This is a genomic window from Allorhodopirellula solitaria, from assembly GCF_007859855.1.
GTDB lineage: Bacteria > Planctomycetota > Planctomycetia > Pirellulales > Pirellulaceae > Rhodopirellula > Rhodopirellula solitaria.
The window spans coordinates 143,932-160,995 of record NZ_SJPK01000009.1; the positions used below are offsets into that span (position 1 = coordinate 143,932).

Here is a 17,064-nt window from a genome sequence, read left to right on the forward strand (position 1 = left end):
GTTTTCAATTTTCACGGTGTTGCAGACTGCGCTGCACGTATTTAGCAAGAATATCGGTTTCCAGGTTCACTGTGTCACCGACACTGCAGCGGCCCAATGTGGTGGCGTTGAGGGTGTGCGGAATCAGAGCGACCGTGAAGTAGGAATCGTCGACGCCCTTGTTATCGCCCACGTCGACCACGGTGAGGCTGATCCCGTCCACTGTGATGCTGCCTTTGGCAACAATCTGATGGATGAACTCGGCGGGGATACTGAATTTCAGGTGCGCCCATGGAGGATCGTCGCTTCGCTCGACCAACTTGCCAATCGCATCGACATGACCGGTCACGTAGTGCCCACCGAGTCGATCACCGACGGCGAGGGCACGCTCGAGATTCACCTGCGATTCCGCGACGAGTTTCCCCAAATTCGTTCGCAGCAAGGTTTCCTCCCCCGCCTCGAAGGAAAACCGGTCGCCGTCGATCTCGACTACCGTCAAGCAACAGCCATTGATCGCGATACTGTCGCCGATCTGAACGGCGTGATTCTCGCCACTGTTGCAGAATGCTGGTGCCGAAACCGCAATGCGTTTACCGGGCGGTTGGTCGTCGATAGCGACGACGTCAGCGAGGGTTTCGATCAGTCCGGTGAACATGGACGGTGGCGGTCGCACGAGAAACGGGGCGGGGTATTCAACTTGCCGCTCATTGGACAAACTACGCCGCGAAAGCACAACGCCCAGCGTTATCGACACGCCCCTCCTTTTCAGTTTTTTCAACCTTCAGCCCTGCAAAGAATCATGACACTGATTGAAGCCATCCACGCCCGTCAAATTCTCGACAGCCGCGGCAACCCGACCATCGAGTGCGAAGTCACCCTGATGGACGGAGCGGCTGGCCGCGCCGCCGTACCCAGTGGTGCTAGCACCGGTATCCACGAAGCCTGGGAACTGCGAGACGGCGACAAGTCCGTCTTCATGGGCAAGGGCGTCACCAAAGCCGTTGAGAACGTCAATGGTAAAATCGCCGACGCCCTCGAGGGCATGGACGCGACCGATCAAGCCGCCGTGGACCAAGCCATGATCGACTTGGACGGTTCCCCAAACAAGAAAAACCTCGGTGCCAACGCGATTCTCGGCGTGTCGCTGGCAACCGCCCACGCGGCCGCCGCGTCAACGAACCAGCCCCTGTTTCGCTATCTTGGCGGTTGCGGAGCCCGCATGTTGCCAGCACCGATGATGAATATCATCAACGGTGGCGAGCATGCCGACAACAACGTCGACGTGCAAGAATTCATGGTCATGCCACTCGGTTTCGATCGATTCAGCGACGCCCTGCGAGCCGGTACCGAAATTTTCCACAACCTGAAAAAGGTGCTGACCGACAAAGGCTACAACACCGCCGTCGGTGACGAAGGCGGCTTTGCTCCCGACTTGAAGAGCAACCAGGAAGCCCTCGATGTGATCATGACGGCGATCGATAAAGCCGGCTACAAAGCGGGCGAACAGATCTGGATCGCTCTCGACGCTGCATCGACTGAGTTCTACGACACCAAGACCGAGAAATACACGATCGACGGCAAGCAGCTCTCGGGCGACGAAATGGTCGATTTCTTTGCTGATTGGTGCAACAAGTACCCGATCTGCAGCATCGAAGACGGTTGCAGCGAAGACGACTGGGACACGTGGAAGAAGATGACCCTCAAACTCGGCGACAAAGTGCAGCTCGTCGGTGACGATCTGTTCGTCACCAACGTCGAGCGTCTGCAACGCGGAATCGACGAAAACATCGGGAACAGCATCCTGATCAAGGTCAACCAAATTGGCACGTTGACCGAGACCATCGATGCAATCCAATTGGCACACCGCAGTGGCTACACGTCGATTTCGAGCCACCGCAGCGGCGAAACCGAAGACAGCACGATCGCTGACTTGGCCGTCGCCCTGTCGACCGGCCAAATCAAAACCGGATCGGCAAGCCGCTCGGACCGGATGGCGAAATACAACCAATTGCTGCGGATCGAAGAACTGCTCGGCGATTCCGCTCAATACGGCGGCCCGATCTTCGCTGCCAAGTGCAAATCCTAAGGATTTCGCGTTCATCCGCGGAAGCTCGTGCAGTTGATTTTGCAAGGGCTCGCAATGCCTTCACCCTCTTCAAACGAAGTTTGAGGAGGGTCGGCCTCACCCAGCTGCGCCGGGAGAGGTGAATCGTTGCGAACACAGCACTCAAAATCTGAACGACCTCTCCGCTGGAGAGAGTGAGGACGTGTCCGGTAGTGTTCACTACCCTCAACCGGGCGTCGATTCAACCGCCAGCCCGTCAAACCACCGGCTCACGTGTCAAACGACCTGCGCCCACCTCTCACCCCTCGGCCAGTCATGCTCAACCGCACTCCGCTTCTGCTCGCACTCGCAGCCTCTCTTCACGCACCGACTAGCCTCTGGGCCGAGGCGACCGTTTCAGTCGGGCATCAATCCGAGCGGCGTGCCGACGCAAGATTCCAGATTCCCGAGATGGAATCACCCGTCCAAGGTGACGCGGGCGAAGAAGGAACATGGGCCGTGGTCTCCGGGACACCGGATCGAGCTGGCGGAGGATTGACCAAGCTCAACGATGGGCAGCTGCCCCGGTTATCGGACCAACCGAGCGAGAACTTTTTCTTTGCTCCCGCGACCGACGGTGGGCGATTGCTGCTCGACCTAGAGCGATCGATCGAGCTCGCCGAAATTCGCAGCTACTCGTGGCACCCCAGCGAGCGGTCCCCCCAGGTCTACACGGTGTACGGCTGCGATCCGCCAGCCGAGGACCAACGCGAGCGGCAAATCGATAACGACGGCAGCTTCCAGCTTAAACCCGCTGCCGAGACAGACCCAGAGTCCTGTGGATGGACCAAAATCGCCTCCATCAACACACGCGGCCCCAAAGTCGACCGACGGCTCCGCCCGTCGGATAATAGCAAAGTCGACCGACGGCTCCGCCCGTCGGAAAGAAACAATGCCGACCGACGGCTCCGCCCGTCGGAAAGAAACAATGTCGACCGACGGCTCCGCCCGTCGAGAGAAAACACAGCCTCCCAGCCGCTCCGCCCAGCCACTGTTGGTGGGCAGGTGGGCGTCAAAATCGCCAACAATGACGAAGATTCTCGAAGCCCTCTGGGTCGTTTTCGCTACCTGTTGTTCGAGATCCAACCGGCTGAGCCCGGGGCCCGATTCTCCAACACGTTTTTCAGTGAGATCGACGTCTTGGAGAAGGGTGCCGCCGTCACTCCCGCCCACTCAATTGACGTCGAGGGAATCGCTACCTTCGAGATCGAAAGCGGCGAGTACGAGTTTGTCATGGATACATCTGATTGCTCAGACTTGACCCGCTGGGCGGAACAGGAATTGGCTCCTGTCGTACAGCAGTGGTACCCGAAAGTCGTCGAGCTATTGGCAAGCGACGGATACGAGGCACCGCAGAGCTTCCGCATCCACATCAGCTCGGCGATGGATGGCGTGGCAGCGACGAGCGGCACGAACGTAACCTGCTCAGCAGATTGGTACCGCCGTAATTTGCAGGGCGAAGCCAAGGGCGCCACCGTGCACGAACTCGTCCACGTGGTCCAGCAGTATGGCAACGCGCGTCGGACCAACCCGCAGGCCAAGCGAACACCGGGCTGGGTCGTCGAAGGCATCGCCGACTACGTCCGCTGGCATTTGTACGAACCGGAATCAGTCGGTGGCGGTGTGGCTCGACGTCGGCCTTCGAGCCTGCGTTACGACGCCAGCTACCGGGACACGGCGGCGTTTCTGGCCTGGGTGATCGACGAGGGCAACCCAGACCTTCTCGCCCAGCTCAACGCGGCCGCTCGCACGGGAACCTATACCGACGCGTTCTGGAGGAAGACAACCGGATCCACAGCCCAACAACTGTCCGACGCTTGGCATGCAGAGCTCGACCCGAAACCTGCCGCGCAGGATTGATGGAGCGACAGGTGATTTGGGGTACAATGCCGTCGCCTCTCCCTCGCAACACGCGTGACCTGCACGATACGGCTGAAATGGAAACGGAATCGCCCTCAACGGTTCCCGCACGCCCCCGTCGAACAGGCCCGCAAGCATGCCAGCGTCGGGCGATGCCGCGAAATCGGCATCGAATTGCCGGTAGATCAGTCGTACAGATCGCCCTCCTCCATTCCTTCTTTCATCACATCGCCCATGCTGCCATCGAATCTACCTTTTTCGGTTCTGCCTACTCGTTCCATCGCATCTGCCTGCGCGTTTTTGGCGTGCCTCTCATGCCTGCCTGCTCCGCTGAGGGCGCAGGACTCCGAGCCGGATGTAGAATCCGCTGCCGCGCCCGCCTACCCAATTGCGGTCGCAGTGGATGGGGACAATGTGTACACCGTTGACCTGGATCTGCCGGGCGTATGGAAGAGCAGCATCACGGGTGATGCCGAGCGAGAACTGTTTGTCGCTGGATCAAAACTGCTTCGCAAACCCATGAACCGTCCCCGCTGCATCGCCATGCATCCCGATGGCGGGATCCTCGTCGGTGACTCAGCCACCCGGGAGGTCTACCACATCGCGAAGGATGGCGGCGAACCGCAAGGCTTGAGCGGCGGCAAGATTGGGATCGCCATGACGCTGGCCGTCAGTGCCGATGGCGAGACCCTGTACGTGGGCGATGCTGAAAAACGGGCGACCCTGAAACTGCCCATCAGTGGCGGCGCCCCAGAACTGGTCGCTCGGGTCAACGCGAGAGGCCTCGCGTTCGACGAGGATGGCAATCTGTGGGCGGTCACTCCGGATGATGCCGCCGTGGTCAAGATCGACGTGGGGACTGGAGACGTCGACAACGTGATCACAGGACGTCCCTTCCAGTACCCCAACGGCCTCGTCTGGGCAGGTGACGGGAATGGATATGTCACCGATGGCTACGGGCACGCAATCTGGAAGTTCACTGCCGAAGGCAAAACCGAAAAATGGCACGAAGGTGAACCGCTTGTCGGGCCGGTCGGGATCGCCATCGCTGACCAAAGCGTGTGGGTTGCAGATCCCAAGCAGAAACAGATTTACCAGTTCGACCGCGAGAGCAAGCAGGCCACGCCCAAGCTGTAACGGGCTCAAGCGATAACGCGCCGATCACTCAGCGGAGCAGTCCACAGGCGTCATGAAGGAACGCAGGAACAATGGTTGTCCTCGTGGTCGAGGCCACGAGCTGTCGTTACCCACCGTCGCCCCGAGTAAACTCGCGGGCGAAACCGACGCGGGCCGCAGCAGACTATTGACCTTTGTAGGCGCGATCGACGTACTTGGTATCGACGCTGCCGCCGAGGAACGCCTCGTCCTTCAAGATCCACTGGTGGAACGGCACCGTCGTCGAGATGCCTTCAACTTGGAGCTCTTGAAGGGCACGGAGCATTGTTGCAATCGCCAGTTCTCGCGTGGGGCGGTGAACGATCAACTTTCCGATCATCGAATCGTAGTACGGCGGCACGCTATAGCCGGTCGTCACATGCGAATCGAACCGCACACCCAAACCGCCCGGGGCGAACATCGACGCGATCTTACCGGGGCAGGGCTGGAAGTTCTTGGTGGGATCCTCCGCGTTGATCCGGCATTCAATCGAGACACCGTTGCACTGCAATTCGTCCTGACGAAACGAGAGAGGTTCGCCGGCGGCCACGCGGATTTGTTCCTGGATCAGATCCACGCCAGTGATCATTTCCGAGACGGGATGTTCGACTTGGATCCGCGCGTTGACTTCGATGAAGTAGAAATTGTAATCCTTGTCAACGATGAACTCGACGGTGCCCGCACCGGAGTAATCCGCTCCGGCGATCATGCGTACCGCGGCATCGCAGATGGCCTCGCGGCGATCCTGCGGCAAATCGGGGCTGGGGGCCTCCTCGACGAGTTTCTGGTGCCGCCGCTGAACGCTGCAATCGCGTTCGAAGAGATGGCACACGTTGCCGTGCGTATCGGCAATCACCTGGACCTCGATGTGGCGCGGGTTCTCGACAAACTTTTCCAGATAGACGCCACCATTGCCGAAGGCCGCGATGGCTTCATTGCGGGCCGCTTCAAGCTGGCTGACGAGGACGTCCTCGGTCTCGGCGACACGCATCCCTTTACCACCACCACCCGCGGTGGCTTTAATCAGGACTGGGAAGCCGATTTCATGAGCAACTGCGGCTGCCCGACTAAAATCGTTGATCAGCCCATCGCTGCCCGGCACAACGGGCACGTCTTGGGCGACCGCCATGCTGCGAGCCGTGTTCTTATCGCCGAGCTTTTCCATGGCGCTAGGCGAAGGGCCAATGAATTCAAAGCCACTGCTGCGGCACATCTCATTGAATTGGGCATTCTCCGCTAAGAACCCGTACCCCGGATGAATCGCGTCTGCGCCAGAAACTTCGGCGGCGGCGATGATGCGATCGGTCTTCAGATAGCTGTCGGCGCTGCGAGCGGTGCCGACGCAGATCGCCCGATCGGCCAATTTCACGTGCATGGATTCCGCATCGGCCTGGCTATAGACCGCCACCGATTCAATCCCCATTTCACGACAGGCGCGGATGATGCGCAGTGCGATTTCGCCGCGATTGGCGATCAAGATTCGTTGAAACATCGCTCAGCTACCGGTTTGGATGCGGAAGAGGGGCTTGTTGAAGTCGACCGGCTCCTGGTCGCCAACGAGGATCTCGACGATCTTGCCACTGCATTCGGCGGGAATTTCGTTGAACACCTTCATCGCCTCGACGATGCACACGACCGTATCGTCGCTGACCTGATCGCCTACTTTGACAAACGGCGGTGCTTCTGGGTTCGCTCGCGAGTAGAACGTCCCCACCATGGGTGAATTGATGGTGATCGTGCCAGCCGTAGACGCCGCGTCGCCCGCTCCCGAGGAGGCGTTCGACGCAGGTGCAGCCGCCGCTGGTACAGGTGCCGGGGGGGCCGCTGCCGCGGCGGCCGGTGGTGCGTACCCAGGCGGGAGGGCTGCTGCGACGGGAGCACCGCCACGGGTCAGCCGAATGCGATCATCGGACTGCTGCAAATCCACCTCGTTGAGCTCGTGCTGCTCCATCAGCTCCACGATCTGGCGGATGCGGTCAATGTCAAAAACATCGCTCGATCCAGAACCCGAGCGGGATCGGGTTCCCGTGGTTGATTTCGAGCCAGTGCTCTTGGAGGTGGAGCCACGTTTGGGCGAATCAGCAGTCATGCGAAAGGCCTGAGTTACTAAACAAAGGAGCGGGGTGCGTGTGGGGATTCAGATCGATGTTTTACATTACCAGCGGGCAATCATCGAGGCCCTTGGGCAAGTCACTGAGCAATTCGCAGCCCGCATCGGTGACCAACAAGTCATCTTCGATACGGATTCCAAATTCACCCTCGAAATAGACACCTGGTTCCACGGTCAGCACCATGCCGCTGCGAAGCGTCTGGGTTGCCGATGGTCCCATGCGTGGATCCTCGTGAATTTCCAGCCCAAAGCCGTGCCCGAGGCCGTGGGTGAAGGCTTCGGCGAATCCGTGTTTGGCCAACACCGCGCGGGCTGCCGCGTCCACCGCCGAAGCTTCAACACCGTCGCGAATGGTCGCAATCGCCGCGAGTTGAGCCTCTAAAACCGCCTCGTAAGCAGCTTCATACCGGGCCGAATTAGCCGATTTCGTCCCCGGCCGGTGCAGCGTACGCGTCAGATCGCTGCAGTACCCGTCGACCCTCGCGCCCCAATCGATCAACAGCGTGCGGCACTCGCCCAGTGGCATGTCGCCGGGGCGATAGTGCGGCAGGGCACCGCTCGGTTCGGCGCCGACGATGGGGTGAAAGGATACGCCTTCGGCCCCCAGATGCCGCACCGCAGCCTCGATCTCATAGTAAATATCTTCTTCGGTTTTGGTCGCTTTGAAGTCCGAGATCACGGTGAGGAACGCCTGCTGAGCAACGGCAACGGCTTGCCGAATCGTCGCGATTTCTGTGGAATCCTTGATCGCCCGGAGGTCTTCCACGAGGCCACTCGTTTCGACCCACGTCATCTCGGGGAGCTGTTCCTGGAGGTCACGCAAAGTCGCGATCGACATATGAGCCGATTCCACGCCGACCCGGCGAAGGCTCTGCCCGCCGGCCACCTCGGCGTACAACTCGACCATTTTCTGACTCGGTGGGCGGATCGCGGCCGGGAGGTTGGGGCACTCCTGGGCGAGCTGAACGCGGTATCGCCCATCGGAGAGAATCGTCGCCGAAGCATCCGGTCGTACCAGCAACCACGAGCTATCGCCGGTAAACCCACTGAGATAGCGGACGTTCGTCTCATCGATAATCAACAGAGCATCGATGTCGAAGTCGGACAGTGAGGCAGCCAGGCGTGATATGCGATCAGTCATTGGTTGAGCGATGAGGTGATAGCTACTAGCGGCTAGCTACTAGCGAATAGCTGCTAGCTCGGTAGGACGGGAAGGTGTTGGGTGATGGGCACGGGGTCGCCGAACGGGGACAACCGAGCCAATAGACTAACCTGCTTTGTAACCCAATGCCTCCTGCGCGGGAACGGCTGGGCCAAAAGGCTAAAAGCTAGCAGCTGAGCACATCGGGAGAAATGATTCCGCACATCTTTGGTGAGCCGACGGCCGTAAGACCCCAGGTACCCCGCCCACCCGGTCGCCTACGCGTCTCGGCTCAATAGAACGACAGCTCGTAGCGTCGTCGGCTCATTCCACCGAAAAACTTCACCCGACCTGCTTAGGACAAAAAAAAACGCCACGGACGCGAGCGGGCAAGCGTCAGTGGCGTTTTTGAGCGAGGCGATGAATCGGCCGGTCTTAAACCAGCTCTTTCTTCGTACCGACGAGGGTTCGCAAGCGTTCGGCGAGCAGGTGCGCGTCGAAGGGCTTCTTGAACGTTTCGTTGATACTGCTGCGATCGAAACTCATCGGTTGGCCGTCGTCAGGCAGCAACGCGATCAGCACGATGTCGGTGAAGTCGATGTTCTTCCGCAGATTCTGGCAGATCTGAACCGCTTCGATCTTACCGATCGAGAAGTCCACGATGATGCAGTCTGGGTTGAAACTCTCAGCTTGAATCCCAGCTTCGAAACCGCTGGCCGCGACTGCGACTTTGAACGATTTCTCAGGGGGTAGCTCGCGCTTCAGGTTTTCGATCAGCACCTGATCCTGGGCGACGATCAGGCATTTCGCCATCGCTTCGTCTTCCAGATCGCCCAGCGGCATGCCGTGCTCTTTCAGGAATTTGATCAGATATTCTCGCGGAATCCGTCGATCTTGCGATCCAGGAATCCGGTAGCCTTTTAACCGCCCCGAGTCGAACCATTTGCTAACGGTTCTCGGGGCAACTTTACAGATCTTGGCGACCTGACCAGTTGTGAAGACCTTCATTCTAGGTGCTCCAAACGCCTCGTTGATTCATCCCTTGAAAACATGGTGCGTCGGTAACCATGTTCTCGATGGCCCGTGGTCGTTCGTCCAATCGTTTGTCAGTGAAACAAGCGTTTGCGGTGGGTCGCAATCGGTTTACACCAAACGATCTTCAAAACGCTGGGTCTGGGCCAGCCGGCTCGCATCCTGCTGAACGCTTTGCCGAAGTGGGATCCTCGCTGTTGATAAATGTAAATATGAGGTTGCTCATCCACGCGGGTACGTGAACGATCGGGGGAAAAAATAGATGCCGCGTTTCGCCATTTCGCTTCCAACTCGTTCTCGATCCAATCTCAGCCGCTCGGCATGCCCGTCTGGTGGCGTGCTGGCGGTCGAAATCACTGTCTCGAATCCGAATTCAACGAAGTAAAATCGCTCATCGACCGTGCTCTGGTTCTCCACGCCGATCACCGCACTGACTGACCGAAGTCGCAGAGACGTTGACTGACGTGGAGTCACGCAAACACGTTTCCCAGAATTCCCCCCTGGGTGTCCGTCGACCTTCACCGTCGCCTTCGATACTCTACCGGAGCAGAAAACCGAAGGAAAAGGGAAAGTGTCCTTCCAAGGCTTAGTGTCGAGCAAAACCGGGGTAACTCTTTAATGTGATTCATCACGAATAATCACTATCAGCCGATCGAGCCGCCAACTGACGTGAATTGCGAGTCAAGATCATTCGGCTTCACGGAAACTTTTTTTCCTCGTACCGTTACGACGTGCTCAATCGGACAACGGTTCCCCAGCCACACTGTCGCAATCGGTAGTATTTACCCACTTTTTCCGAGAAAGGATGGATTCCATGAGTCGATCGGACCCGCCGGGCTCGACCCATTTCAATCATGCCGGCCAAGCACATATGGTGGATGTCACCGGCAAACCCGTCACCTCGCGAGTGGCGGTGGCGTCGTCCACGGTTCGCATGAACCCCGCCGCCGCCGCTGCGATTCGAGCCGGGTCGAGCCGCAAGGGCGATGTGCTCGGTGTTGCTCGCCTGGCCGCGATCAGTGCCACCAAGTGGACGTCGACCCTGATCCCGCTCTGTCACGCGATCCCCGTCGAAGGCGTCGAGGTGCAGTTCACATGGTTGTCCCACGGCGACCCCACCTCTCCCGCCTCCCCAGAAACGCTGCAGTGCGAGGTGACGGTGCGGACCACGTCCAGAACCGGCGTGGAGATGGAAGCGCTCACCGCCGCCTCGGTCGCTGCCCTGACGGTCTACGACATGCTCAAGAGCGTTGACCGTGCGATGGAAATCACCGCCACCCGCTTGGAATCCAAGTCTGGAGGGAAATCAGGCGACTTCTCCAGAGCGTAGTCGGAGCTTCGCACTCTGGAAGGAACGAAAAACGGTTCATCCGACGGAAGCGTGCGCAGAGCACAGCGGAAGGTTTTTTGAGACATGGCTCTCGTATCCAATGATCGTTCAAAAATGCGTCCCTGACGAACAAACGCTCGCCAGGGACCGACAACACCATGGGCGTACCGCTTTTGCAGGGAAACGCTGGCGACCGAGATATCCCTTGCCAAGCCAGCACCTCTGCAGGGCTCGGCTCCGTTTCTCCCGGCAGTGCCAGTCTAACATTGATAATCACATCCCACAAATAAATCCTTGGATACCGGAGCCATGCCTTGAAAACCTCGGGCCCACGCTTCCGTCGGATCAGCCCGAAAAACTTCGATTCAGAACAGGTCTGAATAACGGCTGATAAAAACCCGTCACCGCGTTGGCCAACGGGGCGAAAATCGTCGGCCTTCTATCCCAGACATCTCGGTTGGGAAAAACGTGAGATGGAGCAGGCGGCTGCAAACGACGTTCGCGGGCAACGTCAAGGAGACAGCCTGGCAGAGTACCGGAGCAGTCGTGCCTTCGCACCGGAAGGGAAACAGTCCCTCCCACCCGCACGTGGGACCTCCTGTCTGTGTAACAGGCAGACGCGGTCGTAGGTTTGCCTAATTTATTGGCAAAGCCGGTAATTCGACTGGAGAAACGTGGCGTGCACAGACGGGCGTCCGAGGTTCTTTTCTCCGCCTTTGGACTCGATGACGGCGGACTGGGCAGCATAAAAACTCATGAACGAAGAAATGTTGTCTAGCGGATCAGCGATTGCTTCACATTGACGGCGTTCGTCTCGGAGGCGTTGACGGCGATTGCGTGTGCAACCGTCATCAAGTCGGAGCGAAATGAATTTCGCAACCAATGCACGCGTCTCCGAATCTCGCCCCTTTTCGAGTCCTATGGCAATGAAACTACTGCGGCTTCCCGTTCTTACTTTTCTCGCTTTCCTCTGCTCCGGATGCAGTTCCAACGAGCAGGCGACCTATGAGCCACTTGCCCTCCCGACCGCCGAGGAGGAGGCGGCCGCGAAGGCTTACAACGAAGAAATGTCAAAGCCGCCGGGAGCTTAGCCCCCGCTTCCCTGCCGTGGGTGATTACTTCGCCTCTCCTCCTACTACAACTTGCTTCCTACCTCATTGAGAATTGACTGTGTTTCGTACTGTTTCAAGAAACGACTTCCGCCGCCACGGCTTTACCCTGGTGGAACTCTTGGTCGTGATCGCCATTATTGGCGTTTTGGTGGGCCTGCTTCTGCCCGCCGTGCAAGCTGCCCGCGAGGCTGCCCGCCGAATGAGCTGCTCGAATAATCTCAAGCAAATCGGCTTGGCCCTTCACAACTATCACTCCGCATTTGACCGGCTGCCGATGCAAGCAGGCGGTACGAAAGGGACGGATTCGAGCATCACGAACCAGCACTGGTTGAGTTGGTGCGTCGGTGTCTTGCCGATGATGGAGCAGCAGGCTCTCTGGGAACAGATTTCGAATCCGTTCGCGTATCAGCGGGATTTGGTCACACCGCAAGTCCCGCCATTTCCGGCGATGGGCAACGGCCCTTGGAACACGAGCTATGTGCCTTGGTTGACACAGGTCCCGTCCCTGCGATGCCCAAGTGACCCCGCCGTCGCCAACCAAGGTGAGGTGGCGTTTAATAACTACGCCGCTTGCACGGGAGACGCGATTCGGGAGCAACACCACTCTGGGATTTGGCATGACGGGCGAGACGCGTCCCAAGCCGGTTGGGACTGGGGATCGGCTGCCGAGCAACCCTACGCGCGCGGTGCTTTTCGAGCGCGGCACTTCACTCGTTTCCGCGATTTCCAAGACGGTTTGAGCAATACCCTGATGGCGGGCGAGGTGGCCTGTGACTTGGGCGACCGTGATGTCATGACGTCGCCCCTCCGAGATAACACGGTCGAACGAAATGGTGCAGCCATTTACACTGCGGCACCCTACATCGATCCCACACGGCCTAAGTTTTGGGCCGTCGGTCAAAATCTCGATGTCGACAACGGATCTGCAGGAAGTGGGAGCGCACCCCAACACGGGCGCGGGCGACGTTGGGCAGACGGTCGTCCACAGTTCTCGGCATTTGTAACCGTCTCGCCGCCAAACTCCGCCTGCATTGTTGAGGCGCACGGCAGCCGAGGGATCCTACCGCCCTCGAGTCGTCACCAAGGCGGTGTTCATGTGGCGTTCGGAGATGGCGCGATTAAATTCTTGACGGAGTCCATTGAAGCGGGAACACAGAGCCGTCCCACGATCGGATTCGACGCATCCGGGAAGATCTCCGAAACTGGGATCGCCAGCCCTTATGGATTGTGGGGAGCGCTGGGGACGAAAGCGAGCAGGGAAGTCATCTCGACTGATTTTTGATTGCTGCTGGACATGGTTGTGCATCCCGATCTCTACTTCGAGCGTAGTATCGACTGTCACCGCAGAAAGCGGGGGCAGTCGATGCTGCTTGTGCTCGTGCTCGCAGTGCTTGGATCGGTCGGATGCGAGCCACACCAGCATTCCTCAACACCTCCGTCTAACGAAGTTCCCACTGCAGCGGCGCAACCGCGTATCAACGCAACAGAGGTACGATCAACTCCGCGCGAAGAACTCAAATCTCTGTTGATTGTGGGAGGCGATGAAGCCGCGGATTCGGCCGAACGCCTGGGCGACGAATACCTGAAGAACGGTCGAATCGACGACGCCATCGAGTCTTATCGTGCGGTGATGGAGATCAGGCCCGAATCGCCTAGGGGGTTCTATGACAAACTATTGCAAGCGTACGTTCGCTCTGGCCAGCCCTACGAAGCGGTCCAGTTATTAAAGCAAGCCATTGCCGAGCACCCGTCCGCGACGCAATTTTACTATGACATCGCCGGCATCAGCTCGGCGATCGGAATGGCGGAAGAATCGCTGTTTGCATTGCGTGTGCTGATCAAACACGGGCAGGGAGATTTTCAAACCATTGCCGTTGCAATGGATCCCGGTCGCGTCAAGCCAGATTGGAATTACATCTATGACCTGGTTCGTGCTCACCCGCAACGCCAGGAGCTGCAGTATGGGTTGGCGGCGATTGATTTCGCTGATCGAAAATACCACGAAGCGGCCACAAAACTATCACAATTGCTAGCCGTTCGCCCCGATATCGATCCAGCTTGGGTCCTCTACGGCCAGGCGATTGTTGAGGCCGAGGACGGTACGGCGATCCAAGATTGGGCCCAACGCTTACCTGTCCATCTGCGGGAAACGGAAGACTACTGGGCGATTGCTGGGGATTGGTCGCTTCGCACTGGAAATCACGAAGAGGCCAGCCGCGCCTATCTGGAAACGCTCAGAATCAACCCAGGTCATTTCCACGCCATGAGAGGCCTCTATCAGAGCCTCTCCGAACTCGGTCTTTCGTCGCAAGCAGATCTGGTCGCCGAGCGAATCGAAATGGAAACAGCCGTTCGCGATGCGTTGGGCCGTTTCTTCGAGGGCGAGCATCAGTCGCAAACATTTTGTTTCGAGATTGCTGATCAGCTGATCGAATTAGGCCGGCCTTGGGAGGCATACGGTTGGGCTCGCAAAGCGAATGAGGTTACCCATGACCCTGTGGCAAACCTCGACCAACGATTGGCTCATGTCACCCGAAGCATTGCTGCTGGAACGCCATGGCAAATGCCAGGATCGAGCCTCGCCGAACAGTTCGACCCATCGGAACTTGGTGCCTTTCATTGGCATTTTGATCTCGAAGGCGTGCAGCCCGATTCGTTCCCGCCGAATCGGGTTCCGAAGCTCGACGATCGAGCCCTTGCGTTGACCTATCACCACGAAGCGTTGCCTCGGTCGTCCGACGAAGAGATGTGGCTTTGGATCTATCAGACCGTTGGCGGCGGCGTGGGCGTGATCGATTTTGATCTCGACGGATGGCCTGACCTGGCTTCCTCCGTGCTCGACGGAACGCCTATGAAATCCGATAATTTGCCGAACACCTTGCACCGAAATATCGATGGTAAGTTTCGGCAGTGCAACGTCGAGGCAGGCTACGTTGACCATGGTTTTGGACAAGGCATCTTGGTTTGCGATTACAACGAGGATGGTTTTCCAGACCTGTTTGATTGCAACATCGGCGAGAACCGCTTGTATCAAAACCAGGGCGACGGAACTTTTCTCGACGTCACTCATGCTGTTGGGCTCGAAGGGAAACGCTGGTCGGCGTCGGCGGCCATGGCGGACCTTGATGGAGACGGATTGAACGAGATTTTCGAGGTCTGTTATTGTGGCGGCGACGAGCCGTTTCGTCATCAATGCGGCGGCGACAGCCATCTCGTCACGTGCCCACCGCTGCAGTTTCCTGCCGAGCCAGACGTTCTTTGGTCGGTACAGCCCGATGGGCGGCTTGTCGATAAGAGCCAGCTTCTCGCTGACGTGTCCACCGTCGGGCGTGGCTTGGGGATTGTCGCCGGACAGCTCGATGGGTCGGGTGGACTGGATTGTTACATTGCCAATGATATGTCTGCCAATCACTTGTGGAGCTATCGACACGAGCAGGACGGGTTCCAGGAGACAGGGACGACTCGCGGGCTCGGCCTCAGTGGCGCTTCGCTGGCGCAAGCCTCCATGGGTGTCGCCGTTGCCGATGCCGATGGGGACGGCGACTTGGATTTCTACGTGACCCATTTCTCGCGGGATTACAACACTTACTATGAGCAGATCTCACCCGGGAATTGGGCCGATCGGACCTATCAAGCGGGTATGCTCGAGCCGACCATGCCATGGCTCGGGTTCGGGACGCAGTTTCTCGATTTAACGAATTCAGGACGCCCTGATCTTTTTATCGCTAATGGGCACGTCAATCGGCCGGCGGGTGGCGACAAGGATTACGAGATGCCGCCGCAACTCTTTCAGCGCGCCGAGACGGGGCGCTGGGGCGAATCCGCCGCCAGCGATATCGGGGGGTACTTTGAAGGACGCCACCTCGGACGGTCTGTGGCAATCACCGACCTCAATCGAGACGGGCGGCTCGACCTGGCGGTCACGCACGCTTCCACTCCGTCGGCGCTGCTGGTCAACCAAACCGAGAAAGTCGCCAATGAGGGTGCCTACGTTCGTATCTACTTAAGGGGTACTGTGTCTTCACGTGATGCCGTCGGTGCCACCGTCAGTGGTACGGTACAGGGTGCTCTGCGATCTTATCCCTTGCTCTCGGGCAACGGATACATGGGCTCGAACGAAAGCGTCATTCATGTTGGCTTGGGGCCTGCCGACACGTTTCAGGACGTCAAGATCACATGGCCATCCGGCCGCGTCGATCAGGTCGGGGATTTAAGCAAGAGCCAGGAGTATCTTTGCGTGGAGTCGAGCGAGCAGAATGCTCCCATCGTTTTTAAATTGACGCGTTGAGATCATTCTTGGTGTTCGAAGTCAGGAGGGAAATCAGGTGACTTTTCCAGAGATCCATCCGGCGCCGAGTTAACGAGCTGATCGGAAATGCGGTTGGGGAACCAGCTGCTTTCTGCACGTTCGACCCCGGAACCACATGCCATGAAACCACTCGTCGCCACTGACGTGTCACCCACCGACCGTCCTGAACACCACGACGATTTCAGCCCAGACGAGCGGGGTCGTCGGGATACATTGTCGACCGACGGCTCCGACCGTCGTGAGAGAACAGCGCACCTCAGCTCAGACGAACGGAGTCGTCTGGCTACATTGTCGACCGACGGCTCCGACCGTCGCGAGAGAACAGCGCACCTCAGCTCAGACGAACGGAGTCGTCTGGCTACATTGTCGACCGACGGCTCCGACCGTCGCGAGGAGACAGCACACCTCAGCTCAGACGAGCGGAGTCGTGGGGATACTTTGTCGACCGACGGCTCCGACCGGCGCGAGAGAACAGCGCACCCAAGCTCAGACGAACGGAGTCGTCTGGCTACATTGTCGACCGACGGCTCCGACCGGCGCGAGAAAACAGCGCACCCGAGCTCAGACGAACGGAGTCGTCTGGCTACTTTGTCGACCGACGGCTCCGACCGTCGTGAGAGAACAGCGCACCTCAGCTCAGACGAGCGGAGTCGTCTGGCTACTTTGCCGACCGACGGCTCCGTCCGTCGCGAGAGAACAGCGCACCCGAGCTCAGACGAGCGGAGTCGTCTGGCTACTTTGTCGACCAACGGCTCCGACCGGCGCGAGAGAACAGCGCACCCGAGCTCAGACGAGCAGGTTCGTCGGGATACTTTGTCGACCGACGGCTCCGACCGTCGCGAGAAAACAGCGCACCTCAGCTCAGACGAACGGAGTCGTCTGGCTACTTTGTCGACCGACGGCTCCGACCGTCGCGAGAGAACAGCGCACCG

Annotated in this window: 12 protein-coding genes; 7 read left to right on the plus strand and 5 right to left on the minus strand. The window is 58.7% G+C overall.

Features of this window, described 5'->3' with window-relative positions; genetic code table 11:
• Positions 1–4: 4 nt before the first annotated feature.
• Positions 5–634: a riboflavin synthase gene (locus tag CA85_RS16860; RefSeq protein WP_146392604.1), complete on the minus strand. Its 630-nt coding sequence runs from the start codon at positions 632–634 to the stop codon at positions 5–7.
• A gap of 144 nt (positions 635–778) precedes the next feature.
• Between CA85_RS16860 and eno the strand changes: the two genes are divergently transcribed.
• The 3 genes from eno to CA85_RS16875 all read left to right on the plus strand — a co-directional run bounded on the left by eno (position 779) and on the right by CA85_RS16875 (position 5,080).
• On the plus strand, positions 779–2,065 hold the full coding sequence (gene eno, locus CA85_RS16865; RefSeq protein ID WP_146392534.1) for a phosphopyruvate hydratase: 1,287 nt from the start codon (positions 779–781) through the stop codon (positions 2,063–2,065).
• 294 nt (positions 2,066–2,359) lie between these two features.
• Positions 2,360–3,943: a basic secretory protein-like protein gene (locus CA85_RS16870; protein WP_146392535.1), complete on the plus strand. Its 1,584-nt coding sequence runs from the start codon at positions 2,360–2,362 to the stop codon at positions 3,941–3,943.
• Between the two features lie 234 nt (positions 3,944–4,177).
• Entirely contained in the window at positions 4,178–5,080 is a 903-nt protein-coding gene (locus tag CA85_RS16875) for a Vgb family protein (protein WP_186775006.1), read from the plus strand.
• A gap of 163 nt (positions 5,081–5,243) precedes the next feature.
• Here CA85_RS16875 and accC read toward each other — a convergent pair whose 3' ends face one another.
• From accC to CA85_RS16895, 4 genes are all read right to left on the minus strand, one after another.
• Positions 5,244–6,590 (minus strand): acetyl-CoA carboxylase biotin carboxylase subunit, encoded by a 1,347-nt coding sequence (accC, locus tag CA85_RS16880; protein WP_146392536.1) that lies wholly within the window; start codon positions 6,588–6,590, stop codon positions 5,244–5,246.
• Positions 6,591–6,593: 3 nt separating this feature from the next.
• On the minus strand, positions 6,594–7,187 hold the full coding sequence (gene accB / locus CA85_RS16885; RefSeq protein ID WP_146392537.1) for an acetyl-CoA carboxylase biotin carboxyl carrier protein: 594 nt from the start codon (positions 7,185–7,187) through the stop codon (positions 6,594–6,596).
• Between the two features lie 61 nt (positions 7,188–7,248).
• Positions 7,249–8,349, minus strand: a complete 1,101-nt coding sequence (locus CA85_RS16890) for a M24 family metallopeptidase (RefSeq protein WP_146392538.1) — start codon at positions 8,347–8,349, stop codon at positions 7,249–7,251.
• A gap of 435 nt (positions 8,350–8,784) precedes the next feature.
• Positions 8,785–9,357 carry a helix-turn-helix domain-containing protein gene (locus CA85_RS16895; RefSeq protein WP_146392539.1) on the minus strand — a complete coding sequence of 191 codons (573 nt, stop codon included), beginning with the start codon at positions 9,355–9,357 and terminating at the stop codon, positions 8,785–8,787.
• An 838-nt stretch (positions 9,358–10,195) separates the two neighbouring features.
• Between CA85_RS16895 and moaC the strand changes: the two genes are divergently transcribed.
• The 4 genes from moaC (at position 10,196) to CA85_RS16910 (ending at position 16,111) form a co-directional block, all read left to right on the plus strand.
• Positions 10,196–10,711 (plus strand): cyclic pyranopterin monophosphate synthase MoaC, encoded by a 516-nt coding sequence (gene moaC / locus CA85_RS16900; protein WP_146392540.1) that lies wholly within the window; start codon positions 10,196–10,198, stop codon positions 10,709–10,711.
• Positions 10,712–11,631: 920 nt separating this feature from the next.
• Positions 11,632–11,802, plus strand: a complete 171-nt coding sequence (locus CA85_RS25015; RefSeq protein WP_186775007.1) for a hypothetical protein — start codon at positions 11,632–11,634, stop codon at positions 11,800–11,802.
• A 79-nt stretch (positions 11,803–11,881) separates the two neighbouring features.
• A complete protein-coding gene (locus CA85_RS16905; RefSeq protein WP_146392541.1) occupies positions 11,882–13,105 on the plus strand; it encodes a DUF1559 domain-containing protein in 1,224 nt (407 codons plus the stop codon).
• Between the two features lie 12 nt (positions 13,106–13,117).
• On the plus strand, positions 13,118–16,111 hold the full coding sequence (locus CA85_RS16910; protein WP_146392542.1) for an FG-GAP-like repeat-containing protein: 2,994 nt from the start codon (positions 13,118–13,120) through the stop codon (positions 16,109–16,111).
• Positions 16,112–17,064 lie beyond the last annotated feature (953 nt).

Coding starts and splice junctions, on each gene's coding strand:
- CA85_RS16860 (WP_146392604.1), bottom strand. CDS start 634: ATGTTCACCGGACTGATCGAAACCCTCGCTGACGTCGTCGCTATCGAC.
- eno (WP_146392534.1), top strand. CDS start 779: ATGACACTGATTGAAGCCATCCACGCCCGTCAAATTCTCGACAGCCGC.
- CA85_RS16870 (WP_146392535.1), top strand. CDS start 2,360: ATGCTCAACCGCACTCCGCTTCTGCTCGCACTCGCAGCCTCTCTTCAC.
- CA85_RS16875 (WP_186775006.1), top strand. CDS start 4,178: ATGCTGCCATCGAATCTACCTTTTTCGGTTCTGCCTACTCGTTCCATC.
- accC (WP_146392536.1), bottom strand. CDS start 6,590: ATGTTTCAACGAATCTTGATCGCCAATCGCGGCGAAATCGCACTGCGC.
- accB (WP_146392537.1), bottom strand. CDS start 7,187: ATGACTGCTGATTCGCCCAAACGTGGCTCCACCTCCAAGAGCACTGGC.
- CA85_RS16890 (WP_146392538.1), bottom strand. CDS start 8,349: ATGACTGATCGCATATCACGCCTGGCTGCCTCACTGTCCGACTTCGAC.
- CA85_RS16895 (WP_146392539.1), bottom strand. CDS start 9,357: ATGAAGGTCTTCACAACTGGTCAGGTCGCCAAGATCTGTAAAGTTGCC.
- moaC (WP_146392540.1), top strand. CDS start 10,196: ATGAGTCGATCGGACCCGCCGGGCTCGACCCATTTCAATCATGCCGGC.
- CA85_RS25015 (WP_186775007.1), top strand. CDS start 11,632: ATGGCAATGAAACTACTGCGGCTTCCCGTTCTTACTTTTCTCGCTTTC.
- CA85_RS16910 (WP_146392542.1), top strand. CDS start 13,118: ATGGTTGTGCATCCCGATCTCTACTTCGAGCGTAGTATCGACTGTCAC.